Consider the following 22,351-nt stretch of genomic DNA (forward strand, 5'->3'; position numbering starts at 1 on the left):
GTCTAGCTATTGCACATATTGCACAGCTTTCTTCTCATTGTAGACATCGCGATCAAGTTCTCCGGTCTTGTTGGCAACAAGCAGGGCGATCAGGACATCCACATCAACATTGAGTACCGTGCGTAATTGGCCGACAAACCAGTCTATGCCGAGCAGCAGGGCTATACCGTCTAAAGGCAGTCCCATTGAGGCAGCTAAGAAGGTATAGGTGACAACTGTTGCACCAGGAATACCTACGTTACCTGTTGACATCAACACAGAGAGCAGAACCGCTAAGCCGATTTGCATGGGGCTAAGCACAACACCGGAAGCTTGGGACAAGAACAGGATGACCAGGATATAGCATTGGGCCGCTCCGGTACTGTTCATGGACATTCCGATGGGAGCCACGAAGTCTACTACTCTGCGGCTAATCCCAAACTTCGTAACAGCATCTTCCATCTCTGTGGGCAAAGAAATGGCTGAGGACGTTGTAGTCAGTGCAACAACAGACATCTTGGCGAATTTTTTGGGCATTTTTAGGGGGCTTATCTTGCACAGCATGGCTGCCAATGGGAAATAGATGAGAAACTGAATGATAACACCTACCAACATAGCACCATAGAATTTCACCATAGGGATAATGATACCGAAGCCAATGGTTCCCGCCGCATTGGCAAGGAGGCAAAAAACGCCAATAGGAGCCAGCTTCATGACGATTTTAATAATATTTAAAATACACGCGTTGAGTGCTTTGACCCCATTAATCACTGAGGTGTCACCGGAATTGGTTGTATACGCACTCATACCGAGGCCAAAGAGAATGGAGAAGACCATACAGGCCACCATGGCACCACTTGCCATAGAGCCAATGATATTTGTGGAAAAGAAGCTGAGGATCGTGTCCTGAAACGAGGATGCTTGTGGTATCTCGGTGATTTGGGCAGGATCGATGATGGTTACACCAACTCCCGGCTGGAATATAAGCCCAAGAACGTAGCCGAGTGCAGTCGATATAAGGGTAAAGGTTAATATCCATTTGACAGCTAAGGCCCCCATTTTGCCTACGCTTCGGGCTTCCGTACCGCCAACGGCCATGGCCACAGCAGTCATGACAAGGGGCACCATAGACATTTGGAGCATCCGAATCCAGACATCGCCGAGGAATTTAAGATTCGCTGCCCACGGACCGATCAATGCGCCAAATACAATACCGCCGATGGTACCAATCACGATTTGGGTTGTGAGAGAGAGTTTTTTTCCGTTTTTTTTGACGGCTGCTTCAACGGCCATACTCTTAACCTCCATTAGATAAAAATTTTTATACCCCAATGATAGAACGGTACTGATTTATTCCGTAAAGAATCCCGTTTTCGTAAACTTATCAATCCACATGGCATCTTCGCTGGTAACGCCTATTTCCACACATTGCCTCATCAAGTCGATAAGCGTCGCATTAAACTTTACACTAAAGCCGTCTATGGCCGGAGTTAACGAGCCATTGGTGGTGAGCATGCCATGATAAGCTGCCGCTTTCATGAGATCAGCTTGCAGATTGGCATCGTGCATAATCTTCATGTTTTTCTTGAGATAGGCGAGCGCCGCGATCATCGCATAACATCCCCAATCCGCTGTTTTGGCGATAATGATATGATCGGCTGCCGTTGCGGCCGCCGCACCACCCTTGCATTCACAGATACAGCCACCCTCGCCGGCACCCGGCACATGTTCCTGTATATAGTTCTTGATCGCACCCATGCCCAGTTCGTTTCCGCAGTCACCTATGGAGAACGTTGGAATTGCCCTTTCCTTCACTTTATTAAATAAAACATCCATCTTTGCTTCGATTTTGGTTACATCCCAACCATAGGCCATATGGTATACACCCTTTTCGTTGGCTGAAGCAGTTTCCATCGAGATTAACGCCCTAGGGTTGAAGGCCAGAATTTTATCCGCGCATTCTTCCGCAGCCTTTGCATCTTTGGGAATAACCACACCGGTCATGGCAAAGGGGCGTTCCAATACCAGGTCCAGGGAGTCATAATAATTAAGTCCGACCACGGCAGCGCAGTTCTTTAAAGCTTGCTGGGATTCCTGCGGAATCACTATCACCGGCTTTACATCAAAGCCTTCCACAAGTGCTCTTGCTGTAAGCAACGCTCCTGTAAATCCATCCATCTCGGTTCTTTGGTGGTTGCGCAATACGAATCCGCACAAAATCAAGACGACATCCTCTGGCTTCAGAACCTTGCTAAGCTCTTGGGCAAAGTGCATCGCAGTGGGTCCCCCTGCATAATCCCTTACCCCAGGGTAACATAGCCTGTTGATACCAATGCAGGTTGGGTCTATGTTCATAAGTGCATCGAGGTTTTCTCCCATTTGTCGAATAAAATACTCTTCTTTTTTCATTTTTTGTCCCCCACCTTTTTGTTTTTTGGGTGCCCTATTTTTAGAGCTACCCTTGACTCTTTGCAATAATCGTTCCACAATAACAAATATTTTAGAACTCAGCCAAAAATTCGATTATTTCATCAAATTTTTCTTTTATAAAGGGTGAATCCACTAATATTTCTGCAAATTTACGAAAAAACGACATTATCAGGCCGTCCTAATCACGTCCAATATCGACCATTTATAGTTAAGAGGGTAAGTTAGAGGGGCATCGCCCACTGCTTTCTTAATGCAGTTTGACGATGCCCCTTTAGAGCACTAAGCTATTTTGTTTTTAAAGCGATAACTTCCATTTCAATCATGGCATCTTTTGGAAGCTTACCCACCTGGAAGCACGAGCGTGCCGGGAAAGGCTTTGCAAAGAGCTCTCCATAGAGCTTGTTTACAGTCGCAAAATCATTCATATCTTTCAGAAAGATCGTGCTTTTGACTACGTTTTCAAAACCGGCACCCGCTTCTTCGAGTATCGCTTTGACATTGCTGAAGACTTGATTGGCCTGCCAAACGATGTCATTCTGATCAATCTCGCCGGAAACAGGATTTATCGGGAGTTGCCCCGAGGTAAATATGAAACCAAGAGCCTCAATTGCTTGTGAATATGGGCCTGCAGCTGCCGCAGCCTTGCTTGTAAATATTTCTTTCATGAGATTATCTCCTCCGCTTTAATATTTAATAGGTCATCCCTATTTCGCCAACTCCAAAAGTGTATGATAAAGCACATTAGCCCCATCTCTGCAGTCTTCGGGACTGCTGTATTCGAGGGGGGCGTGGCTTACTCCATCTTTTGAGCGCACAAAAATCATCCCGATTGGGCACAATGCAGCGATATGCATCGCATCGTGACCGGCGCCACTCATTAAATTAAAGGGTTTTAAACCCGCTGTTTCACAGGAATCCTTGATTATTTCCTGTATCGCGGGATCGCAAGGAACACCGCCATTGCTATAGGCTTTTTCCACAGTGAGTTTTACTCCACGCTTCTCAGCGATTATTTTAGCCTTTGCAATAACCTCCTGCTCCAGCAGAGCCTTGCTCGGATCATCAACGTTGCGCAGATCCACTGAAAATTCTACTCTTCCCGGAATAATATTTGTTCCGCCTGGAAAAGCCTGAATGTACCCGATAGTCCCCACACATTGACCTTTTCTGGCCTGGTCTTCAATGTCCAACATGATTTCTGAAGCCGCCATGAGCGGATCTTTCCTTAAATGCATCGGCGTTGCACCGGCATGCCCGGCTTCGCCCTCGACAATAAACTTATCCCCTAATTGACTGTAGATTCCTTTGACAATCCCCACAGAAAGGCCTTCCGTTTCCAGAACCTTACCTTGCTCAATATGAAGTTCCACAAAGGCTTTGACTGTTTCTTTTGACCTGATTGCTTGTTTAAAAGCCTCAGGTGCATAACCGGCTTCCCTCATGGCATCGCGCAGCACAACTCCGTCACGATCAAGCTGATCCAAGTCAGTCTCCAGGAATCTTCCCACCATGCCGCGGCTTCCGATCATGGCATTATTCCATCTTGTACACTCTTCATTAGTGAAAGCAATAACCTCAATAGGCGCTTCCGTTTCAATGCCGTTTTCATGCATTACCTGCAGGGACTCAATTGCGGATAAAACCCCCAATGCCCCATCAAAATTGCCACCCAGCCAGACCGTATCGATATGTGAGCCTGTCCAAACTGCAGGAGCGTTGGGATTCTTGCCTTCTTTTCGACCGATGAGATTGCAGACTGCGTCTTCTGTGACGGTAAGCCCAGCCTCGGTCATAAAGTATGCAACTAACTCCCTGGCTGCCTTATCCTCTTTGGTAAAAGGCAGCCTCTTTGTTCCTCCACCTTCCTGCATCCCTATTTGAGCCAAGGCCATAAGCCTACCCCATAATCTTTCCTGATTAACCAGTAGTTTCACCTCCAATAAAGTCCATCAATTTACAAGATACTAAACACTCTTATCTCCTTTCTTTTGTTGTCTCCATAAAAAAAGTCCCTCAAGTTATTGAATTGCAAGTATCGTGCCAATCCCATCCTTAAAGGCAATGAAAGATAGTTCTATATGCAGATTAATTTTTAACATTTTTATTTCCTAATGGACATCTATTGCTAAATTCAATATTCCCAATGAAATAGTTTTTTCTGAATTCAGGGAAAAACATGAAGGATATATTAAGCCCATGACGAATATTATCAGCAGTAAACTGTCGACGGTGTACCAACATATTGTTTTCAATCATAATCATTGACAGGAGGTGGGATTATCGCAAACTTCATTCTCTTGACTTATTATTGCAATACACGAGCAGCTCTCAGTCAACAACTGGAGGAACTACTAGGTGAGCATATCAATTTTCGCAGCTATGCCTTAGAAGAAGGAATTCACCAAATGATTAGTAATTCTATCCTTTTGCTAACTGCTCCCACACTTCTTGAAGAAGCGTCAGATTATATCGACAAGCAATCCTGCACAATCCTCTTGGCAAGAAGGACCTTAAACCATTACAATTTAGAGAAGCTCTTCCCGCTTGCTCATCAAAGCAAAATTTTAGTGGTAAATGACAGCCATGTTTCCACCATTGAAATTATCAGATTGTTAAACGGAACAGGGTTTGATCAGTTTATTTACACTCCTTACTGGCCTGATTGCCAACTCCAGAGCTTTGATTATGACTATATCATTACACCCGGACAAAGGCATCTTTGTCCTGAAGGGTTGGCCCCTGTTATCGACATAGGCCCAAGAATTTTAGATTTCATAAGCATTGTGGAAATATTGCAAGCTATACACTTGCTCGACGAACGGTCCAATCTTGTCGCCGCCAAATACGTGAAGCAAATCATCTCCCAAGGTTGGCAGCTAAGCAATGTCAACGAATTCCTTTATAAAGTCATCAACAGTGTTGACGATGGGCTGCTGTCTTATGATGAACACGGAAACATCACACTCATTAATTCAAGTGCCAATGAAATCTTGAATCTTGGGATGGGTGAGAGCCTTTCCGCTTCGCCCTCAATTTCTGCGGAATTGCGAAGTTTCTTTCTGAGTCCAGCTGCTACGAACGAAATGTTTACTATTTTTCACACTGAGTATCTTTTTTCTAAATCTTTTATTGAGAGCACGAAATCCTTTCTTTGTACTCTGAAAAATGCCCGGGAACGAATAAATATGGAAAACCGCTTGCGTAAAGAACTAAAGAAGAAGGGCCATTATGCCAAGTATTTCTTTCGCGATATTATTCACGAATCCTCGCTGATGCAATCAGCTATAAGCAAAAGCCAAAAATTAGCTCAAAGCGATTATGATATTCTGATTCTCGGCGAAAGCGGCACAGGAAAAGAACTCTTTGCCAGTGCTATCCATAATTCCTCACCACGCTGTAAGGGTCCCTTTATCGCAATTAACTGTTCTGCACTGCCCGAGGAGTTAATCGAAAGTGAACTTTTTGGCTACGATGAAGGAGCATTTACCGGAGCTAAAAAAGGCGGAAAGATCGGTTTATTTGAAATGGCCAACGGCGGTACCATCTTTCTCGATGAGATCGGCGATATTCCTCCCAAAATCCAACTTCGCCTCCTTAGGGTTCTGCAAGAGAAAGAAATCTTAAAAGTAGGCGGGAATACTATCATTCATGTTGATGTCCGAGTGATCGCCGCAACCAATGAGGATCTCCTTGATCTGGTCAATCGTTCGGTTTTCCGTAAAGATCTATATTATCGATTAAAAAAACTCTATCTGAATCTCCCCCCTTTACGCGAGCGGAGAGAAGATATACTTGTCCTTTTTGCTCACTTCCTTCACAAAAAAGGTGGGACGAATCATTCCCTTTCACCCGAAACAGAAAAAATTCTTCTGGATTATAAATGGGAGGGAAATATTCGCGAACTGGAAAATACAGTGGAGTATATATTAGCTATTTGCGATGAAGAAATCATCATGCCCTATCATTTGCCGGAAGACCTCTGCCGAAAGCAAGGAAATGAGTTTTCATTGGACCCTATCGATCACTTTTTGCTCGAGACCATCAACAGGTTTAATAAGAGTCAAGACTCTGTTGGAAGAAAGAAATTATCTGAACTATCCCATATTCAAGGTTTTAATCAATCTGAACGTCAAAGCCGAACACGAATAGATAAGCTGGCAGCCAAGGGGTACATTCGCAAGTTTCGCGGCCGTTTTGGACTCGAAATTACGGTTAAAGGCAGAGAAATCCTCTCAGCTTTCTCTGCAGAATAAAACGACCCTCCTCGTTAAAATAACAGAGTGCGAAAAGGCATTATCTCTTTCGCACTCTGTTATTTTATATAAAACCATTATTTGGGGAGGAAAATACCCGTACCCGGCCCAAGGGGCAAACCAAGGAAGTAAAAGAGAGCAAGTGCACCAATCCATACCGCAAAGAAAGGAACAAGAAATATGGCAAGGCGGGATATCAGGGTACCCAGCTCAAGATCAGGTTCGTACTCTTTAGCCATGTTGAGGAGGACATACATCCAAATAGATAAAGGGGTAATCAGGGTCGTTGTCGAGTCTCCAATGCGGAAAGCAGCTTGAATTACCGCCGGATGCAGTCCCAGAAGCATCATGCTCGGTACCATTACCGGACCCACTAAGGACCAAAGGGAGCCGCCGCTGGTAATAATCATATTGAGAATAGCTGAGACAAGAACAAGCAGCAGCAAAGCGCCGAAACCTGTCAACCCCGCAGATTCCGCAAGTTGTGCAAGGTTGACCGCAAATAAGGTGCCGAGATTCGTCCAAGTAAGCACTGCCAGAACCTGAGCGATAATGAAGATAATCACTGTCGCACTGGATATATTCTGCAATCCTTTTTTCATTAGAGAATTCACGTTGGTATCCTTATTGAAGGTTTTGGCAACCTTGCCATAAGTCACTCCAAGAATGATAAAAGCGGTACCAATGATCAAAACCATATTGCTAAGGAGGGGAGAGGGTACCAAGGTGCCGCCTTGACCTCTCAGGATTCCCTCAGGAAGCAGCCAGGCAGCTAAAGCCCCACCAACAAAGATCATGAAGGCAATACCACTCCAAAGCAAACCACGGCGTTGTTCAGGAGTGAGGTCAAATCCTACCTCACCCTCTTTACTCTCCGCTTTCCCAAGTTTAAATGCAGGCAGACGGGGTTCAAGGACATTGGCAATGAGCCAACCTCCGACAATTGGGAATAGGATTCCAACAGTCGCTGTGTAGAAGATATTCATAGCAATGTGGACGATATAGTCTCCATGGACCGGCACTAACTGAGCTACCCGCTCTGTAATGGCAACATAGGTAGCATCCAGGGTACCCAGGACCATTCCGCCTGCATACCCTCCCTGCAGAACCGCATAGGCCCCAATAAGACCTGCTACTGGATTTCTGCCTGCTGCTTTAAAAGCGAAAGCTCCAAGGGGTGCGATAACAAAGTAGGATGCATCTGAGAAAATATGGCCCTGAGCAGCAACGAAGGCTACCGCATAAGGGACAAGCTTAGCCGGAACCTTAGACATCAGCGCACGTACAGCTGTCTCCAACACACCACTGCCCTGAGCTACCGTGACTGTCATTACCATAAAGAAAATGTTTCCTAGACCGGGGAAATTAATAAAGTTTTTGATCACGTTATCGAGCATATAAAGGAATCCTTCTAAGGTCAGAATAGATTTAATAGATAAGATCTCTTTCGACCCAGGCACTTGTACCGATGAACCTAATGAAGCAAAGATCGCCGAAACAATACACAGCACTACAAAAATACCTATAAATAAGACAAATGGATGCGGAAATCGATTGCCAATCTTCTCGAGTGATGCCAAAAAACGCCCAGAGCGACCGCCGCCATATGACGGTGATGTCTTACTCATAAAAGTCCCCCCTTTTTGTTTTTAAGAAAAATGCTTAAGACAATAGCGGCTTCTTCATTTCGACTAATTTCATCGCCCATCCCCCTCTCCAAAACTCATCAAGGAATCCTTTTGGGTGCAGTTATAATTTCTAGAACTTCAGGTGATTTCTAACATATAATTGCAAAAAATATGCCAAGCTACAGAATTTTTAGAGCTTATTAAATACGCTAAAAAGTTCTGAAATTAAACTGTGAATCGCTGATTGGTTATTATCCGGCTGGTAAATGGTTAGCCAATTACTTCTCAGCAAGGAAACCAGGATAGAAAAAACCACCTGCGAAGTGATTCACAGGTGGTTTCTTAGCTCAAAACTCAGTTATATGTCACTAATCCAACTTCTCGAATACTATTTCCTGGCCCCCTTGCAGATGTACGGTTCTGCCAAATTCGCCCAAGTGTTCATTCCCTTCAATAATCGTCATGAAATGATTTCCGACTAAATTGCCATTGGGACAAGCAAAAACGTTGCCACCCCAAGGGAGGAAAATCTCTCCACCCATTTGCAGGGTGGGAATGTTTCCAGGATACATCAGAACTTCTCCCTTGGAAGGGCGGCTTGTGGCGCATTCGAAGGGAACTCCATGGCCCAGGTCCTGAAGACGAATGAAACTTGCCTGACCGCTCCAGGAAACATGAATCATGGTTTCCTGGTAAGGCAGCAGATTCAAAAACCATTCGCAGGTTTTTGGGCATTGTTCTTCTTCCAACTTACCGATAAAAGTAAACTTTCCCGAAGTAATTTTAATACGTGTCATTTTTATCTCCTCCATCCTTTTCTCTTTAAATATTAGATATGACAAGTTATTTTTATGCAAATTACATGCCAAAGCAAAAATCACCTTTGCCCCCTAAAGCAAAAGGTGATTTTTATACCGTTACTTACTCTTGATCTCCCAGATATTAATAAATTTATCCGGCGTCGGCTTAAATACGATATTGATTCTATCCCACTCTGAAGGTGGAATATCCACAGCGAGCTGAACACCACCGGTAAGTAATTCAGATACACGTGTTGCTGTCTCATTTATAGGGCCATTTTATCTCCATCATTTGTGAACCGGCATTTAAACCAACTCGAAAATCAGCTATAATAATTACGGAGGGGGAATCAAGATGATGCGGTTTGTACTGATCACGGGTACCGAATCAACACGGTTTATGCTGTTGGAACAGCTGAATGAACTGTTTTCCAAGGAAATTCATATCATCAGCTACTCCTTGGAAACCGGAATCATTCAAAAAATATACAACTCGATCATACTTGTCACTTCTTCCAGTGTTCGTGAACAAGCCTTACCCTTTATCGATGAATCCTGTAAAGTCATTAAAGCCAGAAGAACCTTGGATTTTTCCAAATTGGACAAACTTTATCCATTACAAAAAGACAGCCAGGTGCTTTTGGTTAACGACACTTACGGATCAGCCGTAGAAGTCGCCGATATTCTTATGCAGGCCGGTTTTAGCAATTTTCACTTCACTCCCTATTATCCGCACAGTAAACTCCGCTCCTATGACTTTGACTATATCATCACCCCCGGTGAGGAGGCCCTTTGCCCCTCCGGATTAGCTCCTATCATCGACATTGGTACGCGGGTATTGGATATTACTACGATTACAGAGCTCCTCCACGCCCTTTCTTTACTGGATGATCGGGCTCACCTCGTCTCCGCAAAATATATTAATAAAATCATTTCCCAAGGTATGGAATTACACGACTATGCCCAAAGCATCAAAAACATTAATGAGTTTTTGTTTACGGTCATCAACAGTGTTGACGATGGTATATTTTCCTATAGCCAATCAGGATTAGTGACAACCTGCAATACCAACGCGGAAAGGATTACTGGCATCAAAAGGAATGAGAACTTGGCAACTTCGCCCTTGATCACTAAACCTATGGCAAATTTCTTCTTCAGCGATAAAGTGCCCAACAGTATGTTTAGCATTGACAATACCGAATACCTTTTCAGTAAAATCTTTGTCGAGGCAACCCACTCCTATGTCTGCACCATTAAAAATGCCCGGGAGCGCATCAACTTGGAAAACCGTTTGCGTAAAGAGCTTAAGAAACAAGGTTATTATGCCAAGCACTCCTTTGCTAATATTGTGCACCAATCCTCGGCGATTTCCCTAACGATTGAGCGGGGTAAAAAGCTTTCTCAGAATGATTATAATATCCTGATACTCGGTGAAAGCGGTACCGGGAAAGAACTCTTTGCCAGTGCTATCCACAATCACTCACCGCGCCATAATGGGCCGTATCTTGCCGTCAACTTTTCCGCTTTACCTGAAGAACTTATTGAAAGCGAGCTATTCGGCTATGAAGAGGGTGCCTTTACAGGTGCCAAAAAAGGCGGCAAAATTGGTTTATTTGAAATGGCTAACGGCGGGACGATTTTTTTAGATGAGATTGGCGATATCCCTCCCAAAATCCAACTCCGCTTACTCAGAGTTCTCCAGGAGAAAGAAATTATGAAAGTCGGGGGCAGTACAATTATTCCCGTCGATGTACGTGTCATCGCCGCTACAAATAAAAATCTCTTTGACCAGGTGGAAAAATCCCTTTTTCGGGAAGACCTCTACTACCGTCTGAAAAAGCTTTATTTAAATCTCCCGCCGCTGCGTGAACGGAAAGAAGATATTCTCGCTTTGTTTCGGCATTTTCTGCAAAGCAAAAGTGAAGCTAACATGAAGATTTCCTCTGAAGCAGAAAAAATTCTCCTTAATTACAATTGGCCTGGCAACGTAAGGGAATTGGAAAATACCGTTGAATATATTTTAGCTATTTGTGATGAAGATGTTATTATGCCTTATCACCTTCCCGAAGACATCGGGCAAAGGCATGTGAACCATCTTCCTTTAGATGCAATTGAGCTTTTCCTCTTACAAAGTATCGAAAAATATAACCAACGCAGGGAATCCATCGGCAGAAAAAAACTATCTGAACTTTCTTTTACGCAAGGTTATAATCTATCTGAGCAGCAAATCCGCACCCGGCTTGATAAACTTTCAGCCAAAGGCTTCCTAAGGAAAAATCGCGGCAAATTAGGACTTGAGCTGACCGCGAAAGGTAAAGAAAATTTTTAACCTAAGATGACGTTTCTTACCCTTCATAGTTAAAATCAAAAAGCAGAAGGCTCCTGCTCAGTGCCTTCTGCTTTTTGATTTTAGGTTCTTAGGTTAGCCAGGTTCTTAGCTTTTAGCCCAGTTTAATAAATCCTGTGCCTTCCCTTATTTCGATGGTTGTGCCAAACTCGGCTGACAAATCCTGCATCTCTTTAAGAATTCTTTCCCCATCCTCCGGAGAAGCATACTCAGGAACTCCTTTGCGGGAACGGGGCTGATTGAATCCCAGGGTCACCGGGTGAATTGCAACACTTTGCAGCTTGTCATCAGCAAAATCAAACACACCGATGAAGGATTCAAAGCACTGAGGATTTGTTTCACCCAATAAGCCACCGGAAGCAATTCTGAAGTCATAGCCGTCAGCCGTACAGCTCTCTGAGCTTAGCTTCCCAAATTTCTCGTAGAACTCAACCGGCGCCTTTTCGATGAGCTCGCACTGATAAAAGAAATCCCCAAGTCCATGGAAAATTGGGCGTTCCTTATAGATTTCAATCCCTCTCATGACATGAGGTCCATGACCGATATAGGCATGGGCACCGGCATCAATACACAGATAGGCAAATTCGCGCTGAAAGTCTGCCAGCCGCTGCTTATCCTTTCCTTTCATCTCATGGGAATGCCCGCTGATGAGTACGATATCGGCCTGCCTTTTCGCTTCCTTAATCGCCCTCTCAATCCTCTTGGCATCATCGCCATCCATCCTCGTATAGGTTCCTGACTCACCGACTTCAAAAAGATGTTCCCCAAAATTGAATATCCCATCCTGCTCATTCTTAACACGTTTATTAATTTCAGTAGCGTTGGCAACTACTTTTAAGCTTTGCATTTCTTCTTCACTTATTCTATGCACCGTAGTGAAGTGTAAGGCGTTAATCCCCGGTCTGCCGATAAAATCCCGGCGCTGCTCCCCTGCCGGGTGCCAGTCCCGAAAGGTCGTATTCACAGCAACCAGTGCAACACGGCCCTTTGCCGTTTCCAAATATCTTGGCCGGCTCGCTTCAGATAAGTTCCTGCCGATTCCTGCGTAGACTATACCTTCCCGCTCTAAATTTTCCATCGTCCTGACCAGCCCATTATGAGACCAATCCATACTATGGTTGTTGGGCGCGCCCAACAGATTGAATCCCAGCCAAGCCATATCGGATAATACGGAGGGAGGTGCGGCAATCCAGTCTCCGCCGCTATGCTTGGACGGATAAACATCATGTTCATAATTGTGGATGGATGTCTCAAGATTTGTAAACCGAACATCTGATTTCATCAACACTTCCCTTATCTTAAGCAGCTTAGGGTCATCCTTCGGCAATCTTGTCACGGTCAGAGAATCCCCTGTCACTGCAATGGACATTCTATTCATTCTTTCTCCCCCATTCTTTACATTGGATGGTCAGCGCAACGCCGGCGGCAAGGATAAGACTCAAAATCATCACCAAAAATGCTGTAGTATAGGAACCACCGTTAACTTCAATAAGATATCCGAGCAAAAACGGTGAAAAAAGCCCGGCCAGTTGGCCGGCAGTATTCACAGTAGCCGAAGCCGAAGCAATAATATGCTTAGGTAAACCATCGAACTGCATCCCGCCAAATGACCCAAAAGCCATAAACAAGGCCGCCGCAGCGATGCATTGGTAAAGTATCGTCATGGTATCGCTTGGAGCATAAATCATCAATGACAAGGCCAAAGCCGCTAACAGGGCACCGGGAACAAATAGCCATTTCCTTCTGCCGATTAAGCGGTCAGATAAATACCCGCCGTAAATCATGGATACCGTTCCGATGAGATAGGGAAGCGCTCCATAGACCCCCGTCTTGGCCAGGGAAAATCCTTTAACCGTCATAAGATAAGAAGGCAGCCAAGTGGTAAACCCCCAATACGTGAAATCGAAGAAAAACCAAACCAAGACCAGCTGCCATAAAATAGGCTTTCTGAGAAACTCCCCATAGGTTATTTGAGAATCTGCCGCAACCATCCGCTCTTCCCATTCAGCAGAGCTTCTCAGTTCAGCCAATTCCTTCGGTGTTATCTTAGGGTATTCAGCCGGATTATCCTTAAACCTGAACCATAAATAGGAGACAATCAAAATTCCCGGAATACCGAGCATGATAAAGACAACACGCCAACCATACACCCCAATGATGGTGGCGGCAACAATCGTTGCCACAGCAGGCGCCAAACTATTGACCGATGCGCTGATAGCTTTAGCCGTTGCCCGTTCCTTAAGGGGAAAAAATGTGACCATGATTCTCATATAGGCTCCAGCCGCAAGAGCGCTTCCCGCTCCAAGCAGGCAGCGTACGATCAACAGCATCGGATAGGAAAATGCCAGCCCGGTCAGGGGTGTGAAAAGAGAAGCCCAACCGATGGAAAAGGTGACTGCCTTCCTGTTACCGATTCGATCGGTTATCAATCCTCCCGGAATTTGAAAGAGTGAACTGCTCAAAAAGCTGAGGCTGATTAGAAATCCTTGAGCCGCCTCATTGATACCAAATTCTTTGCCGATTAAGGGCAATGAAACATTGATCACCATGCGATCGAAGAGGGAGAGAAGGGAGCACGCCCAAAGTAAAATCAATATGGAATAACGGACCTTCCACCGAGGGGCTTTGGGTAAAACCGCAGATGAACCTTCTATGTGCTTAGCCCCCTTCCCCTGCTCCAATCTTGGACTCAACCCCATAAAAGCTGATGATTTCTAAGGTTTAGGCTCCTTGACTGATCTCTTCATCATCTTTGAGGTTCAGTTCGGGAATCTTTCCGGCCAGCACCCCCTGTGCCCGTTCAATATCCAGCAAGCCTTCCCAGCGTGCCACGACAAACGTCGCACAAGCGTAACCAATTATATTGACAAACACGCGAATCTTACCCATGAATCGATCAGGCCCAAACATGAGGGTTACTGCTGCAGCTGGAATCAAACCAGTGGCCGATGCACTGGCTGTAAGGGCTACGAAGGCTGAACCTGGTATGCCGGCCATCCCTTTGGAGGTCAGCATTAAAATTGCTAAGAGGGTAAGTTGTTGGATAATCGTCATATCGACCCCTATGGCTTGGGCGAGAAACACCACGGAAAGGGACAGATACAGCGACGCACCATCTAAATTAAAGGAGTAACCTGTCGGCACAACCAAGCCCACAACGGAACTGTGACAGCCTGCATGTTCAAATTTAGCCATCAGCCGTGGCATACAAACTTCCGTAGAACCCGTGGCAAAGGAAATGACGATTTCTTCACGAATGTAGCGAATCAATTGCCAGAGTCCAACCTTAGCAAATGCTTTGACAATGAAGTGCAGGACGAAGAGAAACAAGAGTGATGCCCCGGCCATCGCCCCGATTAACTTGCCGAAAGAAATCAACATCTCTAACCCGTACAAACCAACACTATAGGCCATGGCGGCAAAGGTAACGGGTACCGAAAGCTTCATGAAAAAACCGATCATCTTAAAAATGACTTCGTTGAAATGCTCAATGGCATTGATAACAACCTCTGCCCGCTCCTTCTTAATCTTAAGGAGTGCAAAACCAAAGAGCAGCGAGAACAGCAAAACCTGTAACAGCTCATTATTCGCAAAGGCTCCAACGGCACTGTTCGGGATGATATTAAGCAGGAAATCTACTGTGGAGGGTATCTGTGCTCCACTGGTCTTTGCTACTAAATCTGTCTCACTCAGGGTAGCGGGGTCGATATTCATGCCTGCTCCGGGCTGGATTAGATTAGCAGCCACCATCCCGATTGCTAAGGCTATGGTTGTGACGATCTCAAAATAGATAACCGTTTTGCCCCCGATTCGACCCACTGTCTTGATATCTCCAACCTTAGCGATCCCCACCACCACGACTCCGAAGACAACCGGCGAAATGACCATCTTAATCAATTTGATAAATCCGTCAACCACAGGCTTAAGTGGTGCACCAAAGGCAGGCCAGAGCCAGCCTACAATAATACCGACGACCATTGCGGCGATGATTTGAAAAAACAGCCCTTTATAGAAAGGCTCCTTAACATGGGTTGCATTACCAACTTCTTTTTCCGCCATTTTTTACCCTCCATTAGTACTTAAATTATTGCAACTCAATCCAAAACTGCTTCCCTTTCAAGATCACTTCCTTTTTTAAAACTACCACTTTGGCCAATGTGGGCTTCCGGTATTTTTCAATTGCAAAAAACATGCCAATATTGAGAATATTATTAAGACAAGGGGAAGAATCAATTTTTGTGGAAGATTTGGTTTATTATAATACTATAGATTGGTCCCGCAGTGTGGAAAATTAATAAAATAAAGAGACGCTCAAGCGAAGCAAAACTATAGTGGTTGACGATCGGTTATTTATTGGTTGTTTATGGTTGGTTGCTGTTGCTTCCTTATCCCCCAATAAAAAACAGGAAGAACTAAGATTAGTATCTCAATTCTTCCCTACTTAGTAACGCACACTTCCTCTCAGTTAACCTGAATGGCAAGCTTCAAAAGTGTCTGATACAAAACATGGGCACCATCTGCACAATCTTCCGGTGAACTCCACTCAGCCGGGTTATGACTAATCCCGTCTTTAGAGCGAACAAAGATCATACCCATTGGACAAAAGCTAGAAAAACTTCCGGAGTCATGGCCGGCACCGCTGGGAAGCTTAAACACCGGTAACCCCAGCGTTTCACACGCTTCACTAATCACACCCTGGATGTCTTCGGAGCAAGGTTTCGGCTCGCCCCCTTTACTAAGCAGCTGGAAATCCAGCTCGACAGATCGCTTGCTGCAAATCTCTCTGGCCTGCGCCAGGATTTCTTCAATGACCGCTTCACGAATCTCAGCAGCTTGGGCTCTCACATCAATACTGAACTCGACAAGCCCCGGAATGACATTAACCCCGCCCGGAAGAGCATTGATCCGGCCTACGGTAGCAACAGCCGTCCCCTTACCCTGGGCTACTTTTTCAATGACCAGGATAATCTCCGCGGCTGCAACAAGGGGATCACGGCGTAGATTCATAGGCGTCGCTCCGGCATGCCCCGCATCTCCCTTAATGACAATTTTCCCTCTTGATTGGCAGCAGATCCCCGTAACCACTCCCACCGAAAGATTTTGGCTTTCCAGAACTTTTCCCTGTTCAATGTGCAATTCGACCTGAGCTTTAGCATACCCTGGCGGCAGTGCAGCTTCACCTACCCGTTCAGGGTCTATGCCGTTAGCTCTTAAGGCTTCGGCCATTGATATGCCATCTTTATCGGTATGGGATAATATTTCCGGTCTCACAATTCCCACCAGATGCCTTGCTCCGGAAAATCCACTGGCAAACCGCGTTCCTTCTTCATCTCTGTAAATATAGACTTCAATTGGATGCTCGGTGATGATTCCTTGTTCATTCATGGCTTGGAGGGCTTCAATTCCCCCAAGGATGCCCAAGCGGCCGTCGAACATGCCTCCATCATATACCGTATCGATATGTGAACCTGTCATAACGACTGCCGCATGGGGATTGCGTCCTTCCCTGCGCCCGATTAGATTTCCTGCTGCATCCATGCGCACGCTTAATCCCGCTTCTTGCATATACGCTGCCACAAGTTCAACCGCCGACTTATCCTCGGGCGAGAAGGCAAGGCAGTTTATTTCACCGTCTTCCCCTTTGCCTATTTCCCCTACTTCCAGAATACGCGCAAATAATCTCTCTTTGTTAATCATACTTCCACCCCATTCAGTCATCAATTCATTGCATAGTGACTACCTTGCAATTTACATACCAATTTGCAATGAATTACGTTTTGTGCGAGGGTTCAAAAATAATTCCCTGGCATAGCCGCAGCGTGTATGAAAACGACATCCTGAGGGAGGATTGGCATATCCCCCTCGATGATGATCCGTTTCCTTTGATTGCGTAAACTCGGCTCGGGAATTGGAACCGCCGCCAAAAGCCCCTCTGTATAAGGGTGCAGCGGCCGGCTGAAGAGCTGTTCTTTACTGGCTGACTCTACGGCTTTCCCCAGGTACATAACAACGATGCGATCGCTAATATGCTTGACCACAGGCAGACCGTGGGCGATAAAAATATAAGTCAATTGGAATTCTTGTTGCAGCCGGGAAAGCAAATTCAGGATCTGGGACTGGATTGAAACATCAAGGGCCGAAACCGGCTCATCACAAATAATCAGTTTGGGTTTTAAGTCCAAAGCTCTGGCGATACCGATTCTTTGCCTCTGTCCGCCACTGAATTCATGAGGGTAACGGTCGGCAAAGGAGGGACTAAGCCCTACTGTGATCATGAGCTCCGTTACTCGATTGCGCAGCTCTTGGCCTTTGGCAATCTCATGAGCTCGCAGCGGCTCAGCAATCAAATCAAACACTCTCATACGCGGATTCAAACTGGAAAATGGGTCTTGGAATACCATCTGAATATCTTTTCGCCGATGACGCATTTCTTCCTTCGGAAGTTTCAGAAAATCTTGACCTTCAAACACGGCTTCCCCTTCCGTGGCCTCCAAAAGGCGGAGAATAACATTTCCTGTTGTCGATTTTCCGCACCCTGACTCCCCGACAATTCCGAGAGTCTCTCCTGGGAAGACGTCAAAGCTGACACCGTCGACTGCTTTCAGATAGTGCCTTTCTTTGGGAAATAAACCTTTGGTGATATCAAGTATTTTTTCAGTCCCTTAACCTGTAAAAGAGGTCGCTCGTTTTGCCAGCTCGTCATCCAAATTCACCTCCGAAATTCCATCACATTGTTTCACACTACCTTTTCAAAGATAATCTCCTGTGCCCCTTCATAGAGGGTTTTCCTGCCCAGCTCGGCAAGCTGAGAATTTCCCTCGATAATCGTCAGGAAATGGTTGCCCGAAATTTGCCCCCGCGGGCAGGCAAAACATGTCCCCCCGTATGGAATGAGAATTTCCCCATTGCTTAATTCTTTCCCCGGATACATCAGGATTTCACCCTTAGAAGGATGGCTGGTAGGGTTTTCATAAGGAACATCTGCACCTAAATCCTTAAGACCAATAAATGTCGATTGCCCGCTCCAGCGAGCCTGAATCATTTGGGCTTTAAAAGGCAATAGATTAAGGAACCACTCACATGTTTGGGGAGCCTTTTCTTCTTCCATTTGAACCAAGAAGGTAAAATCACCCGAGGTCATTTTGATATGAATCACGCTAAATCCCCCTTTTGCTTTTTAACTATAAGTTCACTCACTCCGCTGCTTACCGCTGCATTTTTTACCTCCTTGAAGTTCATTTATAGTTGTATAAAACAGTTGACTTTAAGCATTGTGTGAATGTCAACGAATTTCTTTACCACGTGACAGCGAATTAGTTTACCAGTAATGACAATGAATTTGTTTACCATGTTTAAGTTTTTGACAGTGAAAAAGTTTACCACTTAGCTTCTAAAGATAGGGAAACACCCTTGCAGGTATTTCCCTTGGCTTTAATTACTCGTGTTAGAATACTCGGCTCTATACGGATGATCAGAATTCATATTCAATACATGGGATCTGAACGTCAGTCGGTCAATAAGAGCCGTAACCATGGTGGTGTTTTCAAACATGGTGACCCAATCGGAGAACTTTAGGTTGGTTGAGACGATCACACTCCGGCGTTCAGCTCTGTCCGCAATAACTTTGAACAATAATTCCGATTGATGCCGATTAAAGGTCAGGTAACTTAATTCATCAATAATTAGCAGGTCAGCCTTAGCAAGCTGCTTCTCAATCTTAAGGAGCTTCTTGTATTCCTGAGCTTCTATCAGCTCATTAGAAAGGTTAGCTGCAGTATAAAACTTCACATTCATCCCTTGCATACACGCTTTAACACCGAGAGCTATACTCAGGTGGGATTTACCTGTCCCGGGGTTTCCAATCATCACGATGTTCTGTCGTTTACTCACAAAGTCGCAGCTTCCCAGTTCATGGATAAAGGCTTCGGTAAGATGTTCAAAGTAACTGCAGTCCAGCTCGTCAATGGTCTTGATGTAAGGAAAATGAGCTGTTTTAATTTTTCGGCGCTGGCTGCTTTCCATGCGAGAATCCAGTTCCATTTTCATAAGGGCGAGAAGAAATTCGTCATAGCTTTTGTTACTTCCCAGTTGACGAATGACATTCTCATAATGATTGAAGGTAGGTAGCCTTAATTGCTTGGCATAAAGTTCAATGGTCTGAGACTGGATGGTGATCATTGGCTTGCTACCCCGTATTTCTCATCATATTTCCGCAAATCTGTTTGGGTAATACTAATCTCATTTTTAAGATAGATGATAGACGATTCAGCGGGTTCGTTTAGATAGGTTCTGACCATATCCACAGTAGGAACCATCTGGCCAGGGATGCGTTTTTTAATGGCCAGAATTCGATCTTCTCCATAATCTACACAGAGCCTCAGAAGCTTAACCATTTCTTTATTCCCACCCGGCAATTGACTTCCCCAGGTCAGAAGCTCTTGGGTCAGTGTCTCCTTGACCGGCTTAGCGTTTTGAACAGAACGAGGCTTCCTTTCTAAAAGATCGATGTAATGCTCTAAACAATATCGAGTGTTACCTGAGCCATACTGACGGGAGAAGGTAGCGATTTCTGTTCCTTCATGGAGAATGCGAAGGGTATTGGCGTATCCCTTAACGGTCACATTCTTTCGAAGATATCTTGTGGGAACGGAGTAGTTGTTTTTCTCATAGCGTACTGTGGAGAAATCGTCAACTTTGGCTAGCGCCGTTTTGCTCGTATCAAATCTAAATCGGGGTAGGGGATTTAAGAGATTCGCTTCTTCCTGGTACATTCGGTTTACAGGGTGAGTGCGGTGTTGTACCTTATGGTTCTCACGGTAATGGATACAGGCCTCCCGAAGCTTACGATTCAGTTGCTCAATATCTGCTACTCTGGGAACCGGGACGAGGAAGTTTCTTCTGGAATATCCTACAAGATTTTCAACCAGGCTTTTTTCATTACCCCTTGCAGGATTACAAAAGTCTAGGGAAAAGGCATAATGGGCGCTAAAGGAAAGGTATTTGTTCTGGGGTTTGGCATACATCCCAAAGCCCTCTTTTACAGCCACCTTGGCATTATCAAAGATGAGTCGTCTCGGAACTCCGCCAAAGAAATCGAACATAAGCTGTTGAGCCTCTAAGAAGGTTTCTTCATTGCTGGCTTTGTAGACCTGAACAAAGATGTCGCAACTGTAGCATAATCGCCCACAAAAGGTATATAACTTGGTTTTCTGTCCATCAAGGTATACTGTCGCTTCGCCCCAGTCAATTTGTACTGCCTCTCCTGGTGCATAAGAAAGTGGGATACTGCTTTGCGGGGGAACTGTTCTTTCGGTTTTTAGAAGTCTAACGGCTGTTCGTATGGAGGAGTAAGATCCTTCAAAGCTCTCTTCTGCGACCAATCGGTCATAAATTCGTTTGGCTGTATGTTTTTGCTTTTTAAGATTCTCAGCTTCATCTTCTTTGAAGCAGCTCAGGATGAACGATTTGACCTCATCATTGACGACTTCGGATTCTCTTTGGTAGGTTTTCCGTACTTCTGGATGGGTTGAGCCTTCGCAATATTTTTTTACAGTTTGTCTGGAAATACCCAGGATTTTGGCAATTGAGCGAATGGATTCGCCGTCGGTATATCGAGTACGGATGACTGAGTATAGGTCCACTCCAATGATCACACCTTTCATTCCTCCTTGCAAAATATTAGATACTATTTTACAAGGATTCTTATGTTAGGTGGTAAACTAATTCATTGTCAAAAGGTCTTGGAGTGGTACACTTTTACATTATCATTTACAAGCATTGCAATAATCACGCCAAAATAGGCAAATATTTTGAAATTAAAATAAATTCCCTAAATTAAACACAAGAATATTCGTTTTTTTAATCCAAAGGCTTATCACCCTAAGACTAAAATCAGGAGTTTTCAGGAATTCACATCTTCATACTAAAATAAAGAGTATCCGATCTTTTTAATCGGTCACTCAATGGTTAACCTTAAACCAATAATCTTATCCAATAATCGAGCACTTGGAGAATTAATTAGCCAATAAAAAATAAATGGACGCTTCGTTCGGCAGATTATGCTGAACAAAACGTCCCTTGATTTTAATCCTGCTCCGGTTTCTTCCTGGCCGCCACAATCAGCATCATTGGTCTGCGCAGCTCATCGTGCATTCCCGGAACCGTATGCAGCAGATCTTCTGGTGGCTGAGGTTCCACAACGCCGGTTAACTCAAAGCCTCCCTGGATTAAACCGTTCAGATAGGTTGTCAGAGTCTTATGATATTTGATGACCTCCTCCCCTAAAAAACTGGCGTCACGCTTGCCTTCAACAAAGTAACGATCAAGAGGAAAATGAAGAATGTTTCCCTTTTCATCATAATACCAGTCCTGGCTGCCGTAAGCGGTAAAAGCCGGGTGCTCCACAGAGAAAACAAAATCCCCGCCCTGCACCAGACAACCGGATACTTTCTCAACAATTCCCTCGAAGGATTTCAGATAGTGAAAAGCAAGGGAACTGATAACCACGTCAAAGGAGTTGTTGCTGAAAGAGATATCTTCAATGGGCATTTGGATATAATGGATTCTCTTATCGGTTTTTGTCCTGGCTACGGCAAGCATTTTTTCGGAAATATCCACTCCTGTGACCGCTTGGGCCCCATGTTCCAGGGCATATTGACAATGCCAGCCGAATCCGCAACCTAAATCCAGAACACGTTGATCCTTAAACCCAGGCAGCATTCCCTCCAGGGTCTTCCATTCCCCGGCACCGGCCAGTCCCTTGGTGGAGCGGTCCATTTGACTGTATTTCTGAAAGAATAGATTGTCATCATATTTATTCTGTTTCATTTTAAAATCCCCCAGCCGGTAATCATTTCATGGTCCGGTTCCTTATCGCACCTTGGTAATCTATCGTCTATTCCTCGTTATTCCAGA

General features: G+C 44.8%; 16 protein-coding genes and 1 pseudogene. 2 read left to right on the plus strand and 15 right to left on the minus strand.

All coding sequences use genetic code 11. From position 1 onward, the window contains the following. Positions 1-6: 6 nt before the first annotated feature. The 4 genes from DESLBE_RS11880 to DESLBE_RS11895 all read right to left on the minus strand — a co-directional run bounded on the left by DESLBE_RS11880 (position 7) and on the right by DESLBE_RS11895 (position 4,349). Positions 7-1,272, minus strand: a complete 1,266-nt coding sequence (locus DESLBE_RS11880) for a dicarboxylate/amino acid:cation symporter (RefSeq protein WP_144676952.1) — start codon at positions 1,270-1,272, stop codon at positions 7-9. Positions 1,273-1,329: 57 nt separating this feature from the next. Continuing rightward, a complete protein-coding gene (locus DESLBE_RS11885) occupies positions 1,330-2,388 on the minus strand; it encodes a glutamate cyclase domain-containing protein (RefSeq protein ID WP_243131298.1) in 1,059 nt (352 codons plus the stop codon). A 305-nt stretch (positions 2,389-2,693) separates the two neighbouring features. Beyond that, positions 2,694-3,074 (minus strand): RidA family protein, encoded by a 381-nt coding sequence (locus DESLBE_RS11890; protein WP_005808777.1) that lies wholly within the window; start codon positions 3,072-3,074, stop codon positions 2,694-2,696. A 39-nt stretch (positions 3,075-3,113) separates the two neighbouring features. Beyond that, the gene (locus DESLBE_RS11895; RefSeq protein ID WP_144676954.1) at positions 3,114-4,349 is read right to left on the minus strand and encodes a Zn-dependent hydrolase; all 1,236 of its coding nucleotides are present in this window, start codon (positions 4,347-4,349) and stop codon (positions 3,114-3,116) included. A gap of 465 nt (positions 4,350-4,814) precedes the next feature. On the opposite strand from DESLBE_RS11895, the gene DESLBE_RS11900 reads away from it, so the two are divergent. After that, on the plus strand, positions 4,815-6,662 hold the full coding sequence (locus DESLBE_RS11900; RefSeq protein WP_243131300.1) for a sigma 54-interacting transcriptional regulator: 1,848 nt from the start codon (positions 4,815-4,817) through the stop codon (positions 6,660-6,662). Positions 6,663-6,739: 77 nt separating this feature from the next. Here the strand turns inward: DESLBE_RS11900 and DESLBE_RS11905 are convergent, their stop codons facing one another. Both DESLBE_RS11905 and DESLBE_RS11910 read right to left on the minus strand, forming a co-directional pair. Continuing rightward, positions 6,740-8,290, minus strand: coding sequence for an AbgT family transporter (locus DESLBE_RS11905; RefSeq protein WP_144676956.1), 1,551 nt, complete (start codon positions 8,288-8,290; stop codon positions 6,740-6,742). Positions 8,291-8,658: 368 nt separating this feature from the next. Next, positions 8,659-9,087, minus strand: coding sequence for a DUF3830 family protein (locus DESLBE_RS11910; protein WP_144676958.1), 429 nt, complete (start codon positions 9,085-9,087; stop codon positions 8,659-8,661). 358 nt (positions 9,088-9,445) lie between these two features. Between DESLBE_RS11910 and DESLBE_RS11915 the strand changes: the two genes are divergently transcribed. Continuing rightward, the gene (locus DESLBE_RS11915) at positions 9,446-11,419 is read left to right on the plus strand and encodes a sigma 54-interacting transcriptional regulator (RefSeq protein WP_018306505.1); all 1,974 of its coding nucleotides are present in this window, start codon (positions 9,446-9,448) and stop codon (positions 11,417-11,419) included. Positions 11,420-11,531: 112 nt separating this feature from the next. On the opposite strand, the gene DESLBE_RS11920 is transcribed toward DESLBE_RS11915, so the two are convergent. From DESLBE_RS11920 to DESLBE_RS11960, 9 genes and pseudogenes are all read right to left on the minus strand, one after another. Further along, positions 11,532-12,815: a CapA family protein gene (locus DESLBE_RS11920; protein WP_144676960.1), complete on the minus strand. Its 1,284-nt coding sequence runs from the start codon at positions 12,813-12,815 to the stop codon at positions 11,532-11,534. Next, entirely contained in the window at positions 12,808-14,031 is a 1,224-nt protein-coding gene (locus DESLBE_RS11925) for an MFS transporter (protein ID WP_243131301.1), read from the minus strand. The genes DESLBE_RS11920 and DESLBE_RS11925 overlap by 8 nt, the downstream gene beginning before the upstream one ends. A 127-nt stretch (positions 14,032-14,158) precedes the next feature. Next, positions 14,159-15,496, minus strand: coding sequence for a C4-dicarboxylate transporter DctA (locus DESLBE_RS11930; RefSeq protein WP_018306508.1), 1,338 nt, complete (start codon positions 15,494-15,496; stop codon positions 14,159-14,161). A 402-nt stretch (positions 15,497-15,898) separates the two neighbouring features. Continuing rightward, a complete protein-coding gene (locus DESLBE_RS11935) occupies positions 15,899-17,134 on the minus strand; it encodes a Zn-dependent hydrolase (protein ID WP_144676963.1) in 1,236 nt (411 codons plus the stop codon). Positions 17,135-17,236: 102 nt separating this feature from the next. Further along, positions 17,237-18,140, minus strand: a pseudogene (locus DESLBE_RS11940) (oligopeptide/dipeptide ABC transporter ATP-binding protein); the annotation flags it as partial. A 33-nt stretch (positions 18,141-18,173) separates the two neighbouring features. After that, entirely contained in the window at positions 18,174-18,593 is a 420-nt protein-coding gene (locus tag DESLBE_RS11945; protein ID WP_005808765.1) for a DUF3830 family protein, read from the minus strand. Between the two features lie 275 nt (positions 18,594-18,868). Next, the gene (gene istB / locus DESLBE_RS11950; RefSeq protein WP_144676965.1) at positions 18,869-19,615 is read right to left on the minus strand and encodes an IS21-like element helper ATPase IstB; all 747 of its coding nucleotides are present in this window, start codon (positions 19,613-19,615) and stop codon (positions 18,869-18,871) included. Further along, entirely contained in the window at positions 19,612-21,090 is a 1,479-nt protein-coding gene (gene istA, locus DESLBE_RS11955; RefSeq protein WP_144676967.1) for an IS21 family transposase, read from the minus strand. Before istA ends, istB begins: the two co-directional genes overlap by 4 nt. 430 nt (positions 21,091-21,520) lie before the next feature. Continuing rightward, a complete protein-coding gene (locus DESLBE_RS11960) occupies positions 21,521-22,264 on the minus strand; it encodes a class I SAM-dependent methyltransferase (RefSeq protein ID WP_144676969.1) in 744 nt (247 codons plus the stop codon). Between the last annotated feature and the right edge of the window lie 87 nt (positions 22,265-22,351).

The sequence above is a fragment of the Desulfitobacterium sp. LBE genome (assembly GCF_007830365.1).
Lineage (GTDB): Bacteria > Bacillota > Desulfitobacteriia > Desulfitobacteriales > Desulfitobacteriaceae > Desulfitobacterium > Desulfitobacterium hafniense.

What these genes read in the sequence shown, in the direction of transcription:
- DESLBE_RS11910 (WP_144676958.1), bottom strand. Translation starts at nt 9,087, where the DNA reads ATGACACGTATTAAAATTACTTCGGGAAAGTTTACTTTTATCGGTAAG.
- istB (WP_144676965.1), bottom strand. Translation starts at nt 19,615, where the DNA reads ATGATCACCATCCAGTCTCAGACCATTGAACTTTATGCCAAGCAATTA.
- DESLBE_RS11900 (WP_243131300.1), top strand. Translation starts at nt 4,815, where the DNA reads ATGATTAGTAATTCTATCCTTTTGCTAACTGCTCCCACACTTCTTGAA.
- DESLBE_RS11960 (WP_144676969.1), bottom strand. Translation starts at nt 22,264, where the DNA reads ATGAAACAGAATAAATATGATGACAATCTATTCTTTCAGAAATACAGT.
- DESLBE_RS11880 (WP_144676952.1), bottom strand. Translation starts at nt 1,272, where the DNA reads ATGGCCGTTGAAGCAGCCGTCAAAAAAAACGGAAAAAAACTCTCTCTC.
- DESLBE_RS11890 (WP_005808777.1), bottom strand. Translation starts at nt 3,074, where the DNA reads ATGAAAGAAATATTTACAAGCAAGGCTGCGGCAGCTGCAGGCCCATAT.
- DESLBE_RS11905 (WP_144676956.1), bottom strand. Translation starts at nt 8,290, where the DNA reads ATGAGTAAGACATCACCGTCATATGGCGGCGGTCGCTCTGGGCGTTTT.
- DESLBE_RS11935 (WP_144676963.1), bottom strand. Translation starts at nt 17,134, where the DNA reads ATGATTAACAAAGAGAGATTATTTGCGCGTATTCTGGAAGTAGGGGAA.
- DESLBE_RS11920 (WP_144676960.1), bottom strand. Translation starts at nt 12,815, where the DNA reads ATGAATAGAATGTCCATTGCAGTGACAGGGGATTCTCTGACCGTGACA.
- DESLBE_RS11930 (WP_018306508.1), bottom strand. Translation starts at nt 15,496, where the DNA reads ATGGCGGAAAAAGAAGTTGGTAATGCAACCCATGTTAAGGAGCCTTTC.
- DESLBE_RS11915 (WP_018306505.1), top strand. Translation starts at nt 9,446, where the DNA reads ATGATGCGGTTTGTACTGATCACGGGTACCGAATCAACACGGTTTATG.
- DESLBE_RS11885 (WP_243131298.1), bottom strand. Translation starts at nt 2,388, where the DNA reads ATGAAAAAAGAAGAGTATTTTATTCGACAAATGGGAGAAAACCTCGAT.